Source organism: Microbacterium sp. CGR1 (assembly GCF_051062835.1).
In the GTDB taxonomy this organism is placed as follows: Bacteria; Actinomycetota; Actinomycetes; order Actinomycetales; family Microbacteriaceae; genus Microbacterium.
Map to the genome: position 1 here is coordinate 292,002 of NZ_JAOTPG010000001.1, position 17,830 is coordinate 309,831.

Annotated in this window: 16 protein-coding genes; 11 read left to right on the forward strand and 5 right to left on the reverse strand. The window is 68.9% G+C overall.

Annotated elements, in window-relative coordinates:
* Position 1: 1 nt before the first annotated feature.
* Positions 2-1,057: a YihY/virulence factor BrkB family protein gene (locus OD997_RS01410; RefSeq protein WP_434330040.1), complete on the reverse strand. Its 1,056-nt coding sequence runs from the start codon at positions 1,055-1,057 to the stop codon at positions 2-4.
* A 149-nt stretch (positions 1,058-1,206) separates the two neighbouring features.
* On the opposite strand from OD997_RS01410, the gene lysA reads away from it, so the two are divergent.
* From lysA to prfA, 5 genes are all read left to right on the forward strand, one after another.
* Complete coding sequence (gene lysA / locus OD997_RS01415) at positions 1,207-2,616, forward strand: diaminopimelate decarboxylase (RefSeq protein WP_434330041.1); 1,410 nt, start codon at positions 1,207-1,209, stop codon at positions 2,614-2,616.
* 64 nt (positions 2,617-2,680) lie between these two features.
* Complete coding sequence (locus OD997_RS01420) at positions 2,681-3,988, forward strand: homoserine dehydrogenase (protein WP_434330042.1); 1,308 nt, start codon at positions 2,681-2,683, stop codon at positions 3,986-3,988.
* Positions 3,985-4,920 (forward strand): homoserine kinase, encoded by a 936-nt coding sequence (gene thrB, locus OD997_RS01425; protein WP_434330043.1) that lies wholly within the window; start codon positions 3,985-3,987, stop codon positions 4,918-4,920. Before OD997_RS01420 ends, thrB begins: the two co-directional genes overlap by 4 nt.
* 196 nt (positions 4,921-5,116) lie before the next feature.
* Positions 5,117-7,126 carry a transcription termination factor Rho gene (rho, locus tag OD997_RS01430; RefSeq protein WP_434330044.1) on the forward strand — a complete coding sequence of 670 codons (2,010 nt, stop codon included), beginning with the start codon at positions 5,117-5,119 and terminating at the stop codon, positions 7,124-7,126.
* Positions 7,127-7,137: 11 nt separating this feature from the next.
* Positions 7,138-8,217 carry a peptide chain release factor 1 gene (prfA, locus tag OD997_RS01435; RefSeq protein ID WP_434330045.1) on the forward strand — a complete coding sequence of 360 codons (1,080 nt, stop codon included), beginning with the start codon at positions 7,138-7,140 and terminating at the stop codon, positions 8,215-8,217.
* 40 nt (positions 8,218-8,257) lie between these two features.
* Here prfA and OD997_RS01440 read toward each other — a convergent pair whose 3' ends face one another.
* A complete protein-coding gene (locus OD997_RS01440; RefSeq protein WP_434330046.1) occupies positions 8,258-8,911 on the reverse strand; it encodes a response regulator in 654 nt (217 codons plus the stop codon).
* Positions 8,908-10,587 carry an ATP-binding protein gene (locus OD997_RS01445; protein ID WP_434330047.1) on the reverse strand — a complete coding sequence of 560 codons (1,680 nt, stop codon included), beginning with the start codon at positions 10,585-10,587 and terminating at the stop codon, positions 8,908-8,910. Before OD997_RS01445 ends, OD997_RS01440 begins: the two co-directional genes overlap by 4 nt.
* 145 nt (positions 10,588-10,732) lie before the next feature.
* Here OD997_RS01445 and OD997_RS01450 point away from each other — a divergent pair, with 145 nt between their 5' ends.
* Positions 10,733-12,277 (forward strand): CitMHS family transporter, encoded by a 1,545-nt coding sequence (locus OD997_RS01450; RefSeq protein WP_434330048.1) that lies wholly within the window; start codon positions 10,733-10,735, stop codon positions 12,275-12,277.
* 124 nt (positions 12,278-12,401) lie between these two features.
* On the forward strand, positions 12,402-12,803 hold the full coding sequence (locus tag OD997_RS01455) for a hypothetical protein (RefSeq protein ID WP_434330049.1): 402 nt from the start codon (positions 12,402-12,404) through the stop codon (positions 12,801-12,803).
* Positions 12,804-12,831: 28 nt separating this feature from the next.
* On the opposite strand, the gene epsC is transcribed toward OD997_RS01455, so the two are convergent.
* Positions 12,832-13,401 (reverse strand): serine O-acetyltransferase EpsC, encoded by a 570-nt coding sequence (gene epsC, locus OD997_RS01460; protein WP_434330050.1) that lies wholly within the window; start codon positions 13,399-13,401, stop codon positions 12,832-12,834.
* A gap of 8 nt (positions 13,402-13,409) precedes the next feature.
* Positions 13,410-14,348 carry a cysteine synthase A gene (cysK, locus tag OD997_RS01465; RefSeq protein ID WP_434330051.1) on the reverse strand — a complete coding sequence of 313 codons (939 nt, stop codon included), beginning with the start codon at positions 14,346-14,348 and terminating at the stop codon, positions 13,410-13,412.
* Between the two features lie 101 nt (positions 14,349-14,449).
* Between cysK and prmC the strand changes: the two genes are divergently transcribed.
* The 4 genes from prmC to OD997_RS01485 all read left to right on the forward strand — a co-directional run bounded on the left by prmC (position 14,450) and on the right by OD997_RS01485 (position 17,806).
* On the forward strand, positions 14,450-15,310 hold the full coding sequence (gene prmC / locus OD997_RS01470) for a peptide chain release factor N(5)-glutamine methyltransferase (RefSeq protein WP_434330052.1): 861 nt from the start codon (positions 14,450-14,452) through the stop codon (positions 15,308-15,310).
* A 47-nt stretch (positions 15,311-15,357) separates the two neighbouring features.
* Entirely contained in the window at positions 15,358-16,065 is a 708-nt protein-coding gene (locus tag OD997_RS01475) for an L-threonylcarbamoyladenylate synthase (RefSeq protein ID WP_056308266.1), read from the forward strand.
* Positions 16,062-17,234, forward strand: coding sequence for an MraY family glycosyltransferase (locus OD997_RS01480; RefSeq protein WP_434330053.1), 1,173 nt, complete (start codon positions 16,062-16,064; stop codon positions 17,232-17,234). The genes OD997_RS01475 and OD997_RS01480 overlap by 4 nt, the downstream gene beginning before the upstream one ends.
* A 62-nt stretch (positions 17,235-17,296) precedes the next feature.
* On the forward strand, positions 17,297-17,806 hold the full coding sequence (locus OD997_RS01485; RefSeq protein WP_434330054.1) for a hypothetical protein: 510 nt from the start codon (positions 17,297-17,299) through the stop codon (positions 17,804-17,806).
* Positions 17,807-17,830 lie beyond the last annotated feature (24 nt).

The following is a 17,830-nucleotide window of genomic DNA, read 5'->3' on the forward strand; positions in this document are numbered from 1 at the left end:
GTCAGTCCGCGGTCGACCCGGTACGGAACTCCTTCTCGGCCTTCTGCGCGGCACGCAGTTCGGCGGTCGCGAGGGCCACACTGACTTCCGCGCGCTGCACGCGCCGCTGAGGGAAGGTCGTCGCCCCGAATCGGGCGCGCACCCGGTCGTGACGCTCCTCCTCCGATGTGACGATGTACGCGCAGGCGATCAGGATCACCTGGGTCGACAGGTTGAGCCAGATCAGCAGAGCCAGCAGCGAGGCGAACGACGCGAGCAGCGGATTGCTCGTCGCGCCTCCGATGAACAGCCCGGACAGCTCCTGCAGGACCAGGAGCCCGGCTCCGCCGATCAGCGAGCCGATCCACAGCGACCTCGCCGCCGGCCGGACACCCGAGAGAAGCCGGAACACCCCGGCGATGAGCACGGTGTCCAGGGCGAGAACGACCGCGAGCGAGACCGCCCGGACGCCCCAGACAGCCGCGACCGAATCCTCGGGCATGCCGAGCAGCCCGAGGAGCCACGTGATGCCGATCCGACCGATGAAGGTGATCGCCGCCGAGGCGATGAACAGCGCGGCGACCCCGGCGCCGAGCAGCAGGTTGCGGAGGATGACCCAGATGAAGAGCGTGTCGTCCTGTGCTGTTCCTGCGAGGAGCCGCACGGCGGTGCGCAGTGAACCCACCGCCGCCAACGCGGATCCGGTGAGCGCGACGACCGAGATGACACCCGCGATCGAGAACGAGACCGGGGTCTGCAGGTCTGACGGGTCGATGATCCCGTCTTCGCCGATGAGGCCGGGAACCACCGATTGCACTGCCGCGATGATCGCCTTCCACGCGTCGGGGTTGCCGGCGAGCCACAGCGCCGCGATCGAGAACCCGAGCAGAACGCCCGCGAACACGCTGAACAGTGCCCGGTACGTCACGCTGTCGGCGAGCATCGGTCCACGACGCTCCGAGTACAGCAGAAAGGCCCGGACCGGCCGACGTGTCAGCGCCCAGCGGATGGCCGCTGCGCTCGCGCGCGCGATCGGTCCGGGACGGTCGGCGTCGGGGGCTGCGGAGTCGGTGCTCATGCCACCACCTTACGAGTGGCCGAGAAGTGCTTTCAGGGGGTTGACGTCGGGCGTCACCATGACGGATGCGGCATGGAGGGTGCCCTAGAATCGGGGTCAACCTCGCAGTGCGCGTTCCTGCCCGAGACTCGTCCCACGATTGGTGTTCCTTGCTTTCCCCTGCCGATTCGCTCGCCCCGGAATGGCTCGTCGAGCCCGTCGACGCGAACGATCTTCCGACCGCCGTGTGGCCCGCGTCCACGATCCGCGACTCCGACGGGGTCGTCCAGCTGGCCGGCATCGCCGCGACGGCGCTCGCCCAGACCTACGGCACACCGCTCCTCGTGATCGACGAGGACGAGGTGCGCACCCGGGCACGGGCGTTCAGGCTCGCCTTCGACACGGCCGCCGCCGAGCACGGCACGACTGCGCAGGTCTACTACGCGGGCAAGGCTCTGCTGACCACGACGATCGCCCGATGGGTGGTCGACGAGGGACTCCGCGTCGACGTGTGCACCGGGGGAGAGCTCGAGGTGGCTCTCGCCGCGGGCGTCGCTCCGGCTTCGCTGGGCTTCCACGGCAACAACAAGTCGGTCACCGAGCTCGAACGCGCCGTCGAGGTGGGTGTCGGGACGATCATCGTCGACAGCGAGATCGAGATCGAGCGGCTGGCGGCGATCACCGCTCGGACCGGCGCGACCCAGCGCGTTCTGGTGCGGGTCATCAGCGGAGTGCACGCCGAGACACACGACTTCCTCGCGACCGCCCACGAGGACCAGAAGTTCGGCTTCCCGCTGCCCGAGGCGGAGCGCGCCGTCGCCCGCATCCGTGAGATCCCCGGCATCGACTTCGCCGGTCTCCACTGCCACATCGGCTCGCAGATCTTCGGCGTCGCCGGCTTCCGCGAATCCGCGTCCCGCGTGCTCGAGCTCCACGCCGCTCTCCTCGAGGGCGGCCCCGTGCCGCAGCTCAACCTGGGCGGCGGCTTCGGCATCGCCTACACGAGCGTCGACGACCCGACGCCGATCGAGACGCTCGCCGGCGAGATCGTCACCGCGGTCGCCGAAGGCTGTGCGGCGCGCGGCATCTCGATCCCCGCACTCTCCTTCGAGCCGGGGCGCGCCATCGTCGGCACCGCTGGTGTCACGCTCTACGAGGTCGGCACGACCAAGGACGTGGAGCTCGAATCCGGTGCCACACGTCGTTACATCAGCGTCGACGGGGGCATGAGCGACAACGCCCGCCCGGCTCTCTACGGTGCGCAGTTCTCCGCCCGCCTCGCTTCGCGCGTCGGCGTGGGTGCTCCGCAGCTCAGCCGCGTCGTGGGCAAGCACTGCGAATCCGGCGACATCGTCGTCGATCATGAGTTCCTGCCGGCCGATGTCACCCCCGGCGATCTCCTGGCGGTCCCCGCCACCGGCGCCTACTGCGCACCGCTGGCGAGCAACTACAACCACGTTCCCCGTCCTCCGATCGTCGCCGTCCGCGACGGTCGGTCGACGATCATCGTCCGCGGCGAGACCATCGCCGACGTCCTCGCCAGGGATGCCGGCATCGAGGCGCCCCAGAACCACCGGTGACCCGCGCGCCACGCGCTGCGGCAGCCGATGACACACGACTGATCCACCCTCCTAAGGAGAAGCAATGACGACTGAGTACCGACGACTTCGGGTGGCGCTTCTGGGTGCCGGCGCGGTCGGCTCCCAGGTGGCCGACCTCCTGCTGCGCCACGGCGACGAGCTCGCCGATCGTGCAGGGGCCTCGCTCGAACTGGCGGGCATCGCCGTGCGGAACCTCGACGCACCCCGCGAGACCGACCTGCCGAAGGAGCTGTTCACGACCGATGCGGAGTCGCTGATCCTCGGCTCCGACATCGTGATCGAGCTGATCGGCGGAATCGAGCCGGCGCGCACGAGCATCCTGCAGGCGATCGGTTCGGGCGCTGACGTCGTCACCGCCAACAAGGCGCTGCTCGCCACGCACGGCCCCGAGCTGTTCGAGGCCGCCGACCGTGTCGGCGCCTCCGTGTACTACGAGGCCGCCGCCGCCGGTGCGATCCCGATCATCCGTCCGCTGCGCGACTCGCTCGCCGGTGACCGGGTCGTCCGCATCATGGGCATCGTGAACGGCACGACCAACTACATCCTCGACCGCATGGACACCGAGGGCGCCGACTTCGCCGACGTGCTCGCCGACGCTCAGCGACTCGGCTACGCCGAGGCCGACCCGACGGCCGACGTCGAGGGCTACGACGCCGCGCAGAAGGCCGCGATCCTCGCCAGCCTCGCCTTCCACACGGCGGTCCCGCTCGACGCCGTGTACCGCGAGGGCATCACGTCGATCACCGCGTCGATGATCGACGAGGCTCGCGCGGCCGGATTCGTGATCAAGCTGCTCGCCGTCTGCGAGCGCATCGAAGCGAACGGCACCGAGTCGATCTCGGTCCGCGTCTACCCGGCCCTCGTCCCCAAGACGCACCCCCTCGCATCGGTCCACGGCGCGAACAACGCGGTGTTCGTCGAAGCGGAGGCGGCAGGCTCCCTCATGTTCTACGGCGCAGGCGCCGGCGGCGTGCAGACCGCATCCGCCGTTCTCGGCGACGTCGTCTCGGCGGCCCGCCGCCACATCGCCGGCGGTGTCGGCGTGGGGGAGTCCACCAGGGCGAACCTCCCCGTCGTGCCGATCGGTCACGTCACCACGCGCTACCAGATCACTCTCGAGGTCGCGGACGCCCCCGGCGTCCTCGCGACCGTCGCCGGCATCCTGAGCGACGGTGCCGTCTCCGTCGCCACAGTCGTCCAGACCGTCGAGGGCGAAGACGAGCCCACCGCCCGTCTCGTCATCGGCACGCACCGCGCCACGGATGCGGCCCTCAGCGCGACCGTCGACGCACTCGCCGACAGCTCCGTCGTCGAGCGCGTCGTGTCGGTGCTGCGCGTGGAAGGCGAATGACGGTGTCAGCAGGACGCACGGTCGAGGTGACCGTCCCCGCCACGAGCGCGAACCTGGGCCCGGGTTTCGACACGCTCGGTCTTGCGCTGAGCGTCTACGACACCCTCGTGGTCACGGAGCTGCCGGCGGGGGAGCTCGAGATCGAGGTCGCCGGTTCCGGTGCGGCCGAGATTCCGCGTGACGCATCCAACCTGATCGTGCGCACGATCGCGCATGTCTATGCCGACGTCGATCGTCCACTTCCCGGTCTGCGTATCGTGGCCGAGAACGGTGTTCCGCACGGTCGCGGTCTCGGCTCCTCCGGCGCGGCGGTGGCCGCGGGCATCCTCACGGCGAAGGGCCTGCTCGAGGGTGACGTCGAAATCAGCGACGCTGACATGCTGCGCCTCGCGACCGAGATCGAAGGGCACCCCGACAACGTGGCACCCGCCCTGTTCGGTGGGCTCACGATCGCGTGGATGGGCGAGCGGGGCGCGCAGCACAAGAAGCTGCTCGTGCACCGCGGTGTCTCTCCTCTCGTGCTCGTGCCGTCGTACACGATGTCGACCTCCAAGGCCCGGTCGCTGCAGCCGCCTCAGGTCTCGACGGCCGATGCCGTGTTCAACGTCTCGCGCTCCGCGCTCCTCATCGCGGCTCTCACCCAGAGCCCCGAGCTGCTGTTGGACGCGACGGCCGACCGTCTTCATCAGGACTACCGCGCCGAGGCGATGCCCGAGACGCAGCGCCTCGTGCAGGCTCTGCGTGCCGCAGGATTCGCCGCTGTGGTCTCGGGCGCCGGGCCGAGTGTACTCGTGCTCGCAGACGGGCCCGGCAGCCGTCAGGATGCCGTGGAACTCGCCGAATCCACCACCGACACCCCGTGGGAAGCGCTGCTGCTCGCGGTCGACGTGCGTGGTGGTACAGTGGGGAATCGAGCGGAGGGCTCCACGTAACTGCGTGAATCTGGCCCCATTGCAACTCTGCAAGACCCGCACGCAAACCCCTGTGGTACTGCTCTCACCGAGAACTCGTTCTTTTCGAGAACCCAGTGCCGAGGCTGGCTGACGCCGAGCGTCAGCCCGTGCGACCGCGCGCAGCACCCGTTGTGCGCGTACCGCTCATGTCTCCGAGACCAAAGAGGGAGTACTCGTGGAGAATTTCTCCGAGACCCAGAACGACCAGGCGGCACCCGCCGCCGCTGCTCCGGCCAAGGCCGCGAGCTCCGACGCCGCGACCACCGCTGCGACCGAAGTCGCCCCGGCACGCAAGCGCGCGCCGCGCCGTGCGACCACCGCGACGGCGTCCGCCAAGGCTGACAAGGCCGCTGCCGCCGACGCCGCAACCGACAGCGCACCTGCGAAGACCGAGGCGCCCGCGAAGTCCGAGGCGCCCGCGAAGTCCGAGGCACCTGCGAAGTCCGAGGCGCCCGCCGCTGACGCCTCTGCCGCCGAGGCCGCACCCAAGGCGAAGGCTCCTCGTCGCAGCCGCGCGAAGAAGGCCGACGCCGAGCCCGCCGCCGAGGCGCCCGCAGCCGAGTCGTCTGCCGCTCCTGCCGCTCCTGCCGCTCCTGCAGCTGACGTCGCCCCGGCTGCCGATGCGGCTCCTGCCGCCGACTCGTCCGACGAGCCGAAGAAGACCGGTCGCGGTCGTCGCACCGCCAAGAAGCCCGCAGTCGACGCGCCGGCTCCGACCGCCGAGAAGCCCGCCGAGTCCGCCCCGGCAGACTCCGCACCTGCGAGCGATTCCTCCTCCGACTCCGCTGACGGCGGGGACGAGCAGGGTGGACGCGGTCGCAACCGCAACCGCAGCCGCAACCGTGGACGTGGCCAGAACGGCAACGGTCAGGCCGGCGAGCAGCAGCAGTCGCAGCAGCCTCAGCAGCAGCAGAACTCCGCTGATGACGAGGGCGGCAACGGCCGCAACCGTCAGCGCAACAAGCGCCGCGGCGCCGCGCCCACCGACGAGTTCGACACCGAGATCGGCGAGGACGACGTCCTCATCCCGATCGCCGGAATCCTCGACGTGCTCGACAACTACGCCTTCGTTCGGACGACCGGCTACCTCGCCGGCCCGAGCGACGTCTACGTCTCGCTCGGCCAGGTCAAGAAGTACAACCTGCGCAAGGGCGACGCGATCGTCGGCTCCATCAAGCAGCCCCGCGAAGGCGAGCAGCAGGGTCGTCAGAAGTACAACGCGCTGGTCAAGGTCGACTCGATCAACGGTCTGTCGATCGACGACGCGGCCACCCGCGTCGAGTTCGGCAAGCTCACCCCGCTCTACCCGCAGGAGCGTCTGCGTCTCGAGACGGCTCCCGAGAAGCTGACCCAGCGCATCATCGACCTCGTCGCCCCGATCGGCAAGGGCCAGCGTGGCCTCATCGTCGCGCCGCCCAAGGCCGGCAAGACGATCGTCCTGCAGCAGATCGCCAACGCGATCGCGCAGAACAACCCCGAGGTCCACCTCATGGTCGTGCTCGTCGACGAGCGCCCCGAAGAGGTCACCGACATGGAGCGCACCGTCAAGGGCGAGGTCATCGCCTCGACCTTCGACCGCCCCGCGGAAGACCACACCACGGTCGCCGAGCTCGCCATCGAGCGCGCCAAGCGTCTCGTCGAGCTGGGCCGCGACGTCGTCGTGCTGCTCGACTCGATCACCCGCCTCGGCCGTGCGTACAACCTCGCGGCTCCGGCTTCCGGACGCGTGCTCTCGGGCGGCGTCGACGCGTCGGCGCTGTACCCGCCCAAGCGCTTCTTCGGCGCGGCGCGCAACATCGAGAACGGCGGATCCCTCACGATCCTCGCCACGGCTCTCGTCGAGACCGGTTCCAAGATGGACGAGGTCATCTTCGAGGAGTTCAAGGGCACCGGCAACAGCGAACTGCGCCTGTCGCGTCAGCTCGCCGACAAGCGCATCTTCCCGGCCGTCGACGTGAATGCGTCGAGCACTCGCCGCGAAGAGATGCTGCTGTCGAACGATGAGGTCAAGATCACCTGGAAGCTGCGCCGGGCCCTCGCGGGCCTCGACCAGCAGCAGGCCCTCGAGGTCGTGCTCGGCAAGCTCAAGGAGACGCACTCGAACGTCGAGTTCCTGGTGCAGATGCAGAAGTCGATTCCGACGCTCCCCTCGGGCGCGCACGGTCACGACAACAACATCCGCTGAGCGGAGCCACTGTGTTCGAGTCCGTCCAGACTCTGATCGACGAGCATCGCCGGGTGCAGGAGGAACTCTCCGACCCGGCGGTGCACGCCGACGCTGCTCGTGCGAAGCGCGTCAACCGCCGCTACGCGGAGCTGTCCAGGATCGTCGCCGCCCACGAGGCGTGGGTGGCGGCATCCGATGATCTGGACGCGGCGCGCGAACTCGCCCGCGAGGACGACGCGTTCGCCGACGAGGTGCCGAGCCTCGAAGAGAGCGTTCAGGCGACGCAGGAGAAGCTCCGACGCCTGCTGATCCCGAGGGATCCCGATGATGCGCGCGACGTGATCATGGAGATCAAGGCGGGGGAGGGCGGTGCCGAGTCGGCTCTCTTCGCCGCCGATCTGCTGCGCATGTACATCCAGTACGCGGCATCCAAGGGGTGGAAGACCGAGCTCCTCGAGCGCAATGAGTCCGACCTCGGCGGCTACAAGGACGTCCAGGTCGCGATCAAGGGCTCATCCACGGACCCCGCTCAGGGCGTCTGGGCGCACCTCAAGTACGAGGGCGGCGTGCATCGGGTGCAGCGTGTGCCCGCGACCGAGTCGCAGGGTCGCATCCACACCTCGACCACGGGCGTGCTGGTGTTCCCCGAGGTGGATGAGCCCGACGAGATCGCGATCAACCAGAACGATCTCAAGATCGACGTCTTCCGCTCCTCGGGCCCCGGCGGTCAGTCGGTGAACACGACCGACTCGGCCGTGCGCATCACGCACCTTCCGAGCGGCATCGTCGTGTCGATGCAGAACGAGAAGTCGCAGCTGCAGAACCGCGAGGCCGCGATGCGCGTGCTGCGTGCACGACTGCTGGCGAAGCAGCAGGAAGAGCTGGATGCCGCGGCATCCGACGCCCGCAAGTCGCAGATCCGCGGCATGGATCGCTCCGAGCGCATCCGCACCTACAACTTCCCCGAGAACCGCATCGCCGACCACCGCACCGGATTCAAGGCGTACAACCTCGATCAGGTGATGGACGGCGCGCTCGAGCCGATCATCGAGAGCGCGATCCAGGCGGACGAAGAGGCGCGTCTCGCCGCCGTGGGCTCGGAGTCCTGACCGGAGCCCAGCGCCGTCGACGTTCGCGTCTCGCGCGTCCTCAGATCCGAGCTGCGTAACGGTGCTCGGGTCGTCCGGTGGCGCCGTACCGCAGGCTCACCTCGACCACCGTACGAGCAGCGAGCGCAGCGAGATGACGCTGCGCTGTGGCGCGGGAGATCCCGACGCGCTCTCCGACCTCTGCCGCCGAGGCCTCTCCGTCGCCGAGCGCGGCGAGCACAAGCTGCTCTGTGGCCGAGCGGGAGACCGAGACGGGTTCTCCCGAGCCGTGCAGGATCGCCAGCGCCCGATCGACGTCGTCCTGTCGCAGGGGGCGGTCCCCGGCGAGGAGGTTGCGATAGCGCGTGTAGCGGTCGAGCAGCCCGGTGAGCGCGCGTCGATCGAACGGTTTGAGCAGATACCCCACGGCGCCCGACTTCAGCGCGCGGCGTACCGTCGGGGCGTCGTCGGCCGCCGAGATGAGGATCGCGTCGACCCCGGCATCCTGCACCAGTGCGATGCCGTCGCCGTCCGGCAGGAAGACATCGGCCAACAGCAGGTCGGGACGTGAGGAACGGATGCTTTCCCGCGCTTCGGCGATCGATCGTGCGGGCTCGAGAGCGATGAAGCCGGGTTGCTCGTCGATGATCCCCCGATGCAGCTGTCCGACGCGGAAGTCGTCGTCGAGGATGAGGACGCGCACGGGATCGATCATGGATTCTCCTTCTGAGCTGGCGGTGTCGCGACGGGGGAGACGGCGCCGTTGAGGCGCGCGGCGAACACGGCGCCGTGCTGCGCTCCTCCGGGGTCGATGATCCAGAGCTCCCCGCCGTTCCGCCGTGCGATCTCCCGCGCGAGCGGAAGCCCGATGCCGTGACCGTGCACGGCAGCGTCGGTGGCTGTGCCTGTGCCGGTGTCATCGGCGGCAGCTCGCGGCGACAGGGGATCGATGTCTCCGAGGCCCGCTCCCGAGTCCGACACCGTGACCACGAGCGCATCGCCGTCGCCGAGCACGGCGACCTCGACCCAGCGGGGCGACCTCTGGCCCGAGACCGCAGCCGTCACGGCGTTGTCCACCAGGTTGCCCAGCACAGCCGCGACGTCCTCCGGTGCTGCCACACTGCCGATCAACTGCGTCTCGTCTGCGATGCGCAGCGCGACGCCGCGCTCACCCGCCTCGACGCCCTTGGCACCGAGGAACGAGTGCAGGAAGGGATCGCCGAGCAGGTCGAGGCCCGCGACGGGAAAGGCCACGGAGCCGCGCTCGACCAGCTCGCCGAGGAAGGCCCGGGCATCATCGACCCGCTCTGCGTCGATGAGCCCTGCGGCGACGTGCATGCGGTTGGCGAACTCGTGCCGCTGCACGCGCAGCGCGGCCGTCATGGTGCGCACCGTCTCCAGCCGCTCGGTCAGGGCGATGAGGTCGGTGCGATCGCGGACGATCAGCACATCGCCGAGCGCCCGTCCGTCACGCACGACTGGCCTCGAGTCGAGGTACAGCACGCGGTCGTCGACCACGGCGCTTGAGCGTGATCGGTCACCCGTCACTGTCTCGAGCACGGAAGCGGGGAGTCCGAGGTCGGTGAAGGGGCGGCCCACAGGGGCGTCGAGCCCCAGCATCCGATCTGCGGCGTCGTTGCTCACCCTGACGATCCCGGCGGCGTCGACGGCGAGCACTCCGTCGTCCACACCGTTCAGGACCGCTGTCTGGTTCTGCACGAACGCTACGAGCTCCTCCGGCTGGACGCCGAGAGTGAGGCGCTCCCAGCGCCGGCGGAGAAGGAGGAATGCGAGGCCGGCCAGGGCGAGTGCTCCGAGCGCGGTGAGGCCGATTACGGCGAGCAGCGGGGGCAGGTCGTCGAAGACCCCTGTCCGCTCGAAGCCGACGCTGATCTCGCCGACGGGCGTGCCTGCGTCGTCGCGGACGGGGACCTTCGCGCGCGCCGATTCGCCGAGCGTGCCGGTCTGCCAGTCCACGATCTCGTTCCCCTCGAGGACCTCTTCAAAGGGCGTGCTGACGACTTCGCCGATGCGGGAGCTGATCGGGTGGGCGAGGCGGATGCCGTCCTCATCGGTGATAACGACGAACAGCGCACCCGTGCGGGCCGACACGTCCATCGCGATGCGCTGCAGATCCCCGTCTCTGAGCGATTCGACGTCCGGTGCGTCGTTCGCGGCGGAGATCAGGGCGACCTCTGCCCGCACCTGCGGATCCTCCGCCAACGTCCTGGCGATGCCGAGCGCAGTGGACTCGGCCTCTGCACGCAGCTGTTGGACGGCGACAGCGAGGTACACGCCCGTGCACAGTGCGACCACGAGCGCGACGGTGGCGAGATGCAGCAGCAGTGCGCGCGTCGCGAACCGCGGCCTGCTCGTCGTCGTCCTCGACACAGTTCTCCCTTCGCGCAATATGCGCAGAACCCACGCTACGCGCACAACGTCCGGGAATGCGGGATACCGCACCCGCAGACGGCGCATTGCCTAGTCTCGTCAGAATCCGTCGCAGATGACGGAGCGACGACGAAGGAGTCACCGTATGCCCGACATTCTCACCGGCCTGCCCGCGGCCGCAGAAGAGGCACCCACGTACGACGTGGCGTTCGTGCCGCCGGAGTGGGTTCTCGTCCTCCTCGGCTTCACCATGGTGCTGGCGTTCATGACGCTCATCATGACGAAGCGCCTGACGCCCATGGTGGCGCTGATCCTGGTCCCCACCGTCTTCGGCCTCTTCGCCGGCGCAGGCCTCGGCCTCGGCGACATGATCCTCGATTCGATCGCGACCATGGCGCCGACCGCCGCGCTGCTGATGTTCGCGATCATGTTCTTCGGCATCATGATCGACGTCGGCCTGTTCGATCCGCTCATCCGGATGATCACACGTCTTCTCGGCGACGACCCGGCGAAGGTCGTGCTCGGCACGGCGATCCTCGCGGGTGCGGTCTCGCTCGACGGAGACGGGTCCACGACGTTCATCATCACGACGTCCGCCATGCTCCCCATCTACCTGCGGCTGGGCATGAGCCCCGTGGTGCTCACCTGCGTGGCCGGACTCATGAACGGCACGTTGAACATCGTGCCCTGGGGCGGTCCGACCGTGCGCGCAGCGACAGCCCTCGGCCTGCAGCCCACGGAGATCTTCGTCCCGATGCTCCCCGCACTCGGCGTCGGCATCCTCGTGACGCTGGGCTTCGCCTGGATGCTCGGGCTGCAGGAGCGCCGACGGCTCGGACGACTCGACTCCGACGGGCGGCTCACCGGAGCCGACGGCGGGGCGCTCTCGACGCTTCCGAAGCTCTTCCGCGGCTCTGACGCGACCCCGGGCGCCCGCGCTGCGCTGCGCACCGGCAACATCGTCGTGGTCTCCGGTGGACGCGGTCCCGTCGCCGCCGCGAGCGTCGACCTCGCGGACACCGCGATGGCCGACACCATGCTCGACCCGGCGCGGCCGACGCTCCGACCGAAGCTGATCTGGTTCAACCTGGCGCTCACAGTCGCCGTGATGGTGCTGCTCGTGCTCGACATCATGCCGCTGCCGTACGTCTTCATGGTCGGTGCCGCCGTGGCCCTCCTGGTCAACTTCCGCGGGATCAAGGATCAAGCGTCCGAGATCGTCGCTCACGCGCCGAGCATCGTGGGGGTCGTCTCGATGGTGATCGCCGCCGGCGTGCTGGTCGGGGTCCTCTCGGGCACCGGGATGGTCGACGCCATGGCGACATGGATCACCGACGTCCTCCCGCCGGCACTCGGCCCGTTCCTCGCGCCCATCACCGGACTCCTGTCGATCCCGTTCACGTTCTTCATGTCGAACGACGCGTTCTACTTCGGCATCCTCCCCGTGCTCTCACAGAGCGCCGCGGCGTTCGGCATCGACCCTGTCGAGATGGCGCGCGCGTCGATCATCGGGCAGCCCGTGCACCTGCAGAGCCCGCTCGTGCCGGCGATCCTGCTGCTCGTCTCGCTGGCGAGCGTCAACCTCGGCGATCACCATCGCAAGGTCCTGTGGCGTGCGACGGTCGTGTCGCTCGTCATGCTCGGAGTCGGCATCCTGTCCGGTGCCATCCCGTTCTTCGTGGCGCAGTGACACGCAGGCCGCGGGGTGCCGGACGCTCCGGCACCCCGCGGTCGTGCTCCGAGGTGTTCCGTGGACGCGTCACGATCACACTGCGGTTCCCCGTGGCTCCGTGCCGTGGCGCTAGGCTCGGGCCGTGATCACGTTCCTCTTCCGCGCGCTCCTGTATGTCGTGTCCGCAGGTCTCGGCCTCATCGTCGCCGATCTCGCGCTCGACGGATTCCAGATCCAGTGGGACAAGTGGTGGGGCTTCGTCATCTGCATCCTGATCTTCGCGATCGTGCAGAGCGTGCTCGCCCCCTGGGTCAGCAAGATCGCCGACCGCTACGCGCCGGTACTGATGGGCGGGATCGGAATCGTGTCGACCCTGATCGCCCTGGTGGTCGTCGTGCTGCTGCCGATCGGCGGCCTGCGCATCGTCGATCTCGCCGGGTGGCTGCTCGGAGCCGTGATCGTGTGGCTGATCACGGCACTCGGCAGCGTACTGCTGCCGCTGATCTTCCTGCGCAAGAAGGTCGAGAAGTCGCGCGGTCGCTGAGGCATCCTGACCGGCGCCCGACGGACTCTCAGATGGAGTAGTCGGGGGCCGTGAGCATCGCCTTGGTGTCCTCGCCGAGGATGCGTGCCCGAGCCTTCGCCGGAATCCCGACCAGGATGCTGTCGGCGGGAGCGTCGCGCGTGACCACGGCATTCGCGCCGACCACCGATCCCTCGCCGATCGTGATCGGGCCGAGGATCTTGGCCCCCGCGCCCACGGCGACGCCGTCGCGGAGGGTCGGGTGCCGTTTACCGGAGTCCCTGGTGCGGCCGCCGAGCGTGACACCGTGATACAGCATCACATCGTCGCCGACCTCGGCGGTCTCGCCGATGACCACGCCCATACCGTGATCGATGAAGAATCGCCGCCCGATCCGTGCTCCGGGGTGGATCTCGACTCCGGTCAGCCAGCGCGAGACCTGCGATGTCGCACGTGCCAGCAGCCGGAGGTTCCGGCGCCAGAGCGCATGCGACACGCGATGCGCCCAGATGGCGTGCAGCCCGGGGTAGAGGAGAGCCACCTCCGCAGCGCTGCGGGCGGCGGGGTCGCGGAGTCGAGCTGCCGCGATATCCTCGCGCATTCGGCCGATCATGCCCATCGGAGGGGTCAGGATTCGCGAAGGTGCTCGTAGAGAGCGGTCGAGAGGTAGCGCTCACCGAACGAGGGGATGATGACGACGATGGTCTTCCCTGCGGCCTCAGGACGCTGGGCGACCTGCAGAGCGGCCCAGATCGCGGCACCGCTGGACATGCCCACGAGGATGCCCTCTCTGCTCGCCGTCTCGCGTGCGACGCGGATGGCGTCGTCGAAGGTGACGTCGATCACCTCGTCGAGGACGTCGCGGTCGAGGATGGGTGGCACGAAGTTCGGTCCGATGCCCTGGATCTTGTGGGGTCCGGGGTGTCCCTCGGTGAGGATGGGGGAGTCCTTGGGCTCGACGGCCACGATCTGCACACCGGGGACGCGTTCCTTCAGCACCTGTCCGACGCCGGTGATGGTGCCACCGGTGCCGATGCCCGCGACGAGGTAGTCGACGACGCCCTCCGTGTCACGGAGGATCTCCTCGGCCGTCGTCCGGCGGTGGATGGCGGGGTTCGCCTCATTGGCGAACTGCTTCGCCAGCACGGCACCCGGCGTCCGGGCGGCGATGGCCTCCGCCTCGGCGATCGCGTGCGTCATGCCCTTCGTGGGGTCGGTGAGGACGAGCTCGGCCCCGAAAGCCTTGAGGAGCATGCGCCGCTCCTTCGACATCGACGCGGGCATCGTCAGGATCACCTTGTAGCCGCGCGCTGCGCCGACCATCGCCAGCGCGATACCGGTGTTGCCGCTCGTCGCCTCGACGATCGTGCCCCCGGGCTTCAGCTCGCCGGACGCCTCAGCAGCGTCGACGATCGCGATGCCGAGCCGGTCCTTGACGCTCGACGCCGGATTGTAGAACTCGAGCTTGGCGAGCACGGTCGCGTCGAGACCCTCGGTGACCCGGTTGAGGCGAACCAGAGGAGTGTTGCCGAATGCGCTGGTGATGTCGGAGTGGATACCGGGCATGGGGAGAGCCTTCCTGTGCGGGGTGACTGCGGCTCCAGCCTAGGCGAGCACCCTCGGGGGTCGGGCAATATGACACCTTCCCGCGCTCTACGCTTGTGCTCATGCCTGACATCTCCCTCGCATCCGTGGTGGACGCCGCCGCCCGTCGACTCGCGGAGGCCGGCGTCCCGGATCCTCTCGTCGATGCGGAGCTCCTGGCGGGGCACATCCTCGGTGCGCGGAGAGGCGAGGTGCAGGCCGCCGTGATCAGGGGAGATGCGATCGCCGACGACGCGGCGCTCGCCTTCGACGCGCTCGTCACCCGCCGCTCGGCGAGGGAGCCGCTGCAGCACATCACCGGGACGGCGCCGTTCCGGCACCTCGAGCTCGCGGTCGGACCCGGCGTCTTCGTCCCCCGGCCCGAGACGGAGACCGTGGTGCAGTACGCGATCGACGCCCTTCTGGGATCGCCGTCGCCTGAGCCCATCGGCGTCGACCTCGGCACCGGGAGCGGGGCCATCGCACTCGCCATGGCGACCGAGGTGCCCCACTCCCGGATCTTCGCGACGGAGCTGTCTTCCGATGCCTATCCGTGGGCGGTGCGCAACACCGCAGGCGTCGAAAACCTGACGCTCGTCAACGAGGACCTCGCCCACGCGTTCGGCGATCTCGACGGCACGGCGTCTGTGGTGATCTCCAACCCTCCGTACGTGCCGGACGCGGCGGTGCCGCGCGACCCCGAGGTGCGACTGTACGACCCGTCGATGGCACTGTACGGGGGAGAGGACGGCCTCGACATCGTGCGTGTCCTCAGCGTCCGCGCCCTCGAGCTCCTGCATCCGGGCGGACTCCTCGTGATCGAGCACGGAGAGCTGCAGGGGGAGGAGATCCGCAGCATCCTCACCCGTGACGGATGGCGTGCGGCGGCGACGCATCGCGACCTCACCCTGCGTGAGCGGGCCACGACCGCTCTGCGCCCCTGAAAGCGGACACGATGCGCCCAGGCATCCCCAACTAGAATCGGATCGTCATGTCCTCCATCTTCGATTGCGGCGACGAGTCCCAGCTCCTCGCTGGCATGCGCCACGCCCGCCAGGCCATCGCCCGCGGCGAACTCATCGTGATGCCCACCGACACTGTCTACGGCGTCGCCGCCGATGCCTTCTCGCCCGCCGCGGTGCAGCGACTCCTCGATGCGAAGGGCCGAGGTCGCGACCAGCCGCCGCCCGTCCTCGTCGGCACGAAAGAGACCCTGCACGCGCTCGCGGAGTCGGTGCCGGAGCCCGTGCAGCGACTCGTCGACGCCTTCTGGCCCGGCGGCCTGACGATCGTGCTGCCGGCCCAGCCGTCGCTCGTCTGGGACCTTGGGGAGACCCAGGGCACCGTCGCCGTGCGCATGCCCGAAGGGCGTGTCGCTCTCGAACTGCTCGCCGAGACCGGTCCGCTCGCGGTGTCGAGCGCGAACCTCACCGGTCGCGATGCGGCGATCTCGGCGTTCGATGCCGAGCGGATGCTCGGTGACAGCGTCTCCGTCTACCTCGCCGACGGCATGAGCCGCGACGGCGTCGCCTCGACCATCGTCGATGCGACATCTCTCGTCCCTCGTGGAGCCGAGCCGACCACGGGCGGCGTACGCATCCTCCGCGCCGGCGCTGTCAGCCGCGAGCGGCTCGAGGAGGTGCTCGGCGATCTGCTCGAGCCCGCTGAGGAGCCTGCGGAATCGGACGGGGATTCGTGAAGCAGTATCTCTTCACGATCATCCTGACCGCCGCGATCACGTTCGCACTGACCTGGGCGGTCTGGCGGCTGAGCCTGCGGTTCAAGCTCTACCCGAGCATCCGTGAGCGGGATGTGCACACCACGCCGACCCCGCGTCTCGGTGGAGTCGCCATCTTCCTCGGCATCGCGGCGGCGATCGGGGTGTCTGCGGCGAACCCGTTCTTCGTGAACATGTGGATGCCTCCGCAGACCATGTGGTCGATCCTCGCCGCGTCGCTGCTGATCGCGATCATCGGCGTGGTCGACGACCTCTGGGATCTCGACTGGATGATCAAGCTCGGCGCGCAGTTCCTCGCCGCAGGGATCATCACGGTGGGCGGCGGGCTGCAGATCCTGTCTCTGCCGTTCGGCGATCTGATCGTGTTCTCCAGCTGGTTGAGCATCACGATCACGATGTTCGCGATCGTCATCGTGATGAACGCGGTCAACTTCATCGACGGTCTGGACGGCCTCGTCGCGGGGGTGTGCCTGATCGCGAACGGTGTCTTCTTCGCCTACTCCTACATCCTGACCCGCGACACCGGTGCCTCCAGCTACTTCAACCTCGCCTCCTTCCTCGCGGCGGTCCTGATCGGCGCGTGCCTCGGATTCCTGCCGTTCAACTGGAGCCCGGCGAAGCTGTTCATGGGGGACTCGGGCGCTCTGGTCCTCGGATTGCTGATGGCCACCTCCGCGATCGCGGTGACCGGTCAGCTCGAGCCCTCGGCGCTCGACCCTGAGCGCCTCGGACGCTCCCAGCTCCTCGGGGCCTTCATCCCGATCCTGCTGCCGCTGCTGGTCGTGCTGCTGCCGCTGCTCGACTTCGGCCTCGCGGTGCTCCGCCGCATGAACGCCGGCAAGTCGCCGTTCTCTCCCGACCGCAAGCACCTGCACCACCGCATGCTCGACCTCGGGCACCGCGACCGCGATGCCGTCCTGATCTTCTACGCCTGGACGGCAGTGATCTCCCTCGCCGTCCTCCTCATGTACGTCGGCGCCCGTGAGGACTGGCCCGGCCAGTACATCCCCGGCGTCGCCTTCGGGGTCATCGGAATCGCCGCCTGCCTCGTCATCACCCTGAATCCTCTGCGCCGACGGAAGTCCGCGGCGTCTGCTGAACCCGACCCGACACCCGTGGAGTCCCCGTGAGCCCGAGCCCTGTTTCCAGCAATCCGATCCTGCGGAGGACTCTGCTCTGGTCCGCTGTCTCGATGGTGGTCCTCGCACTGGTGGCCGGCGGCATCGGCCTTCTCGTCGACGGCGTGGAGGGCCTCGTGAGCGGCCTGCTCGGGGTCGTGCTCGCCATGCTGTTCCTCGGGATCACCGCGCTCAGCATCCTGATCGCCAACCGCTGGTTCGGTGACCCGCTCTACGTGCAGCTGTTCTTCGCGATCGTCCTGGGCGGCTGGCTGCTCAAGCTCGGACTGTTCGTGGTGATCATGATCGTCCTGAGCGGTCAGCCGTGGGTCAGTCCGATGGTGTTCTTCCTCTCGATCGTCACCGGTGTCGTGGCCACTCTGGTCATCGACGTGATCGTCATCACGAAGATGCGACTGCCGAACGTGAGCGACGCGTCACTGCCCACGCAGGCGCCGGCCGACCAGGCCCCCGGCGTGCAGCTGCCGACCGTGGTGCCCGAGGATCGCGCGCCAGGACGGCACCACATCGTGCCCGAGGAGCGGGAGCACGAGGGGTCGGGCGAAGACGCCCCGCGGTCTTAGGGCACCCTCTTATTCTGATAGTGT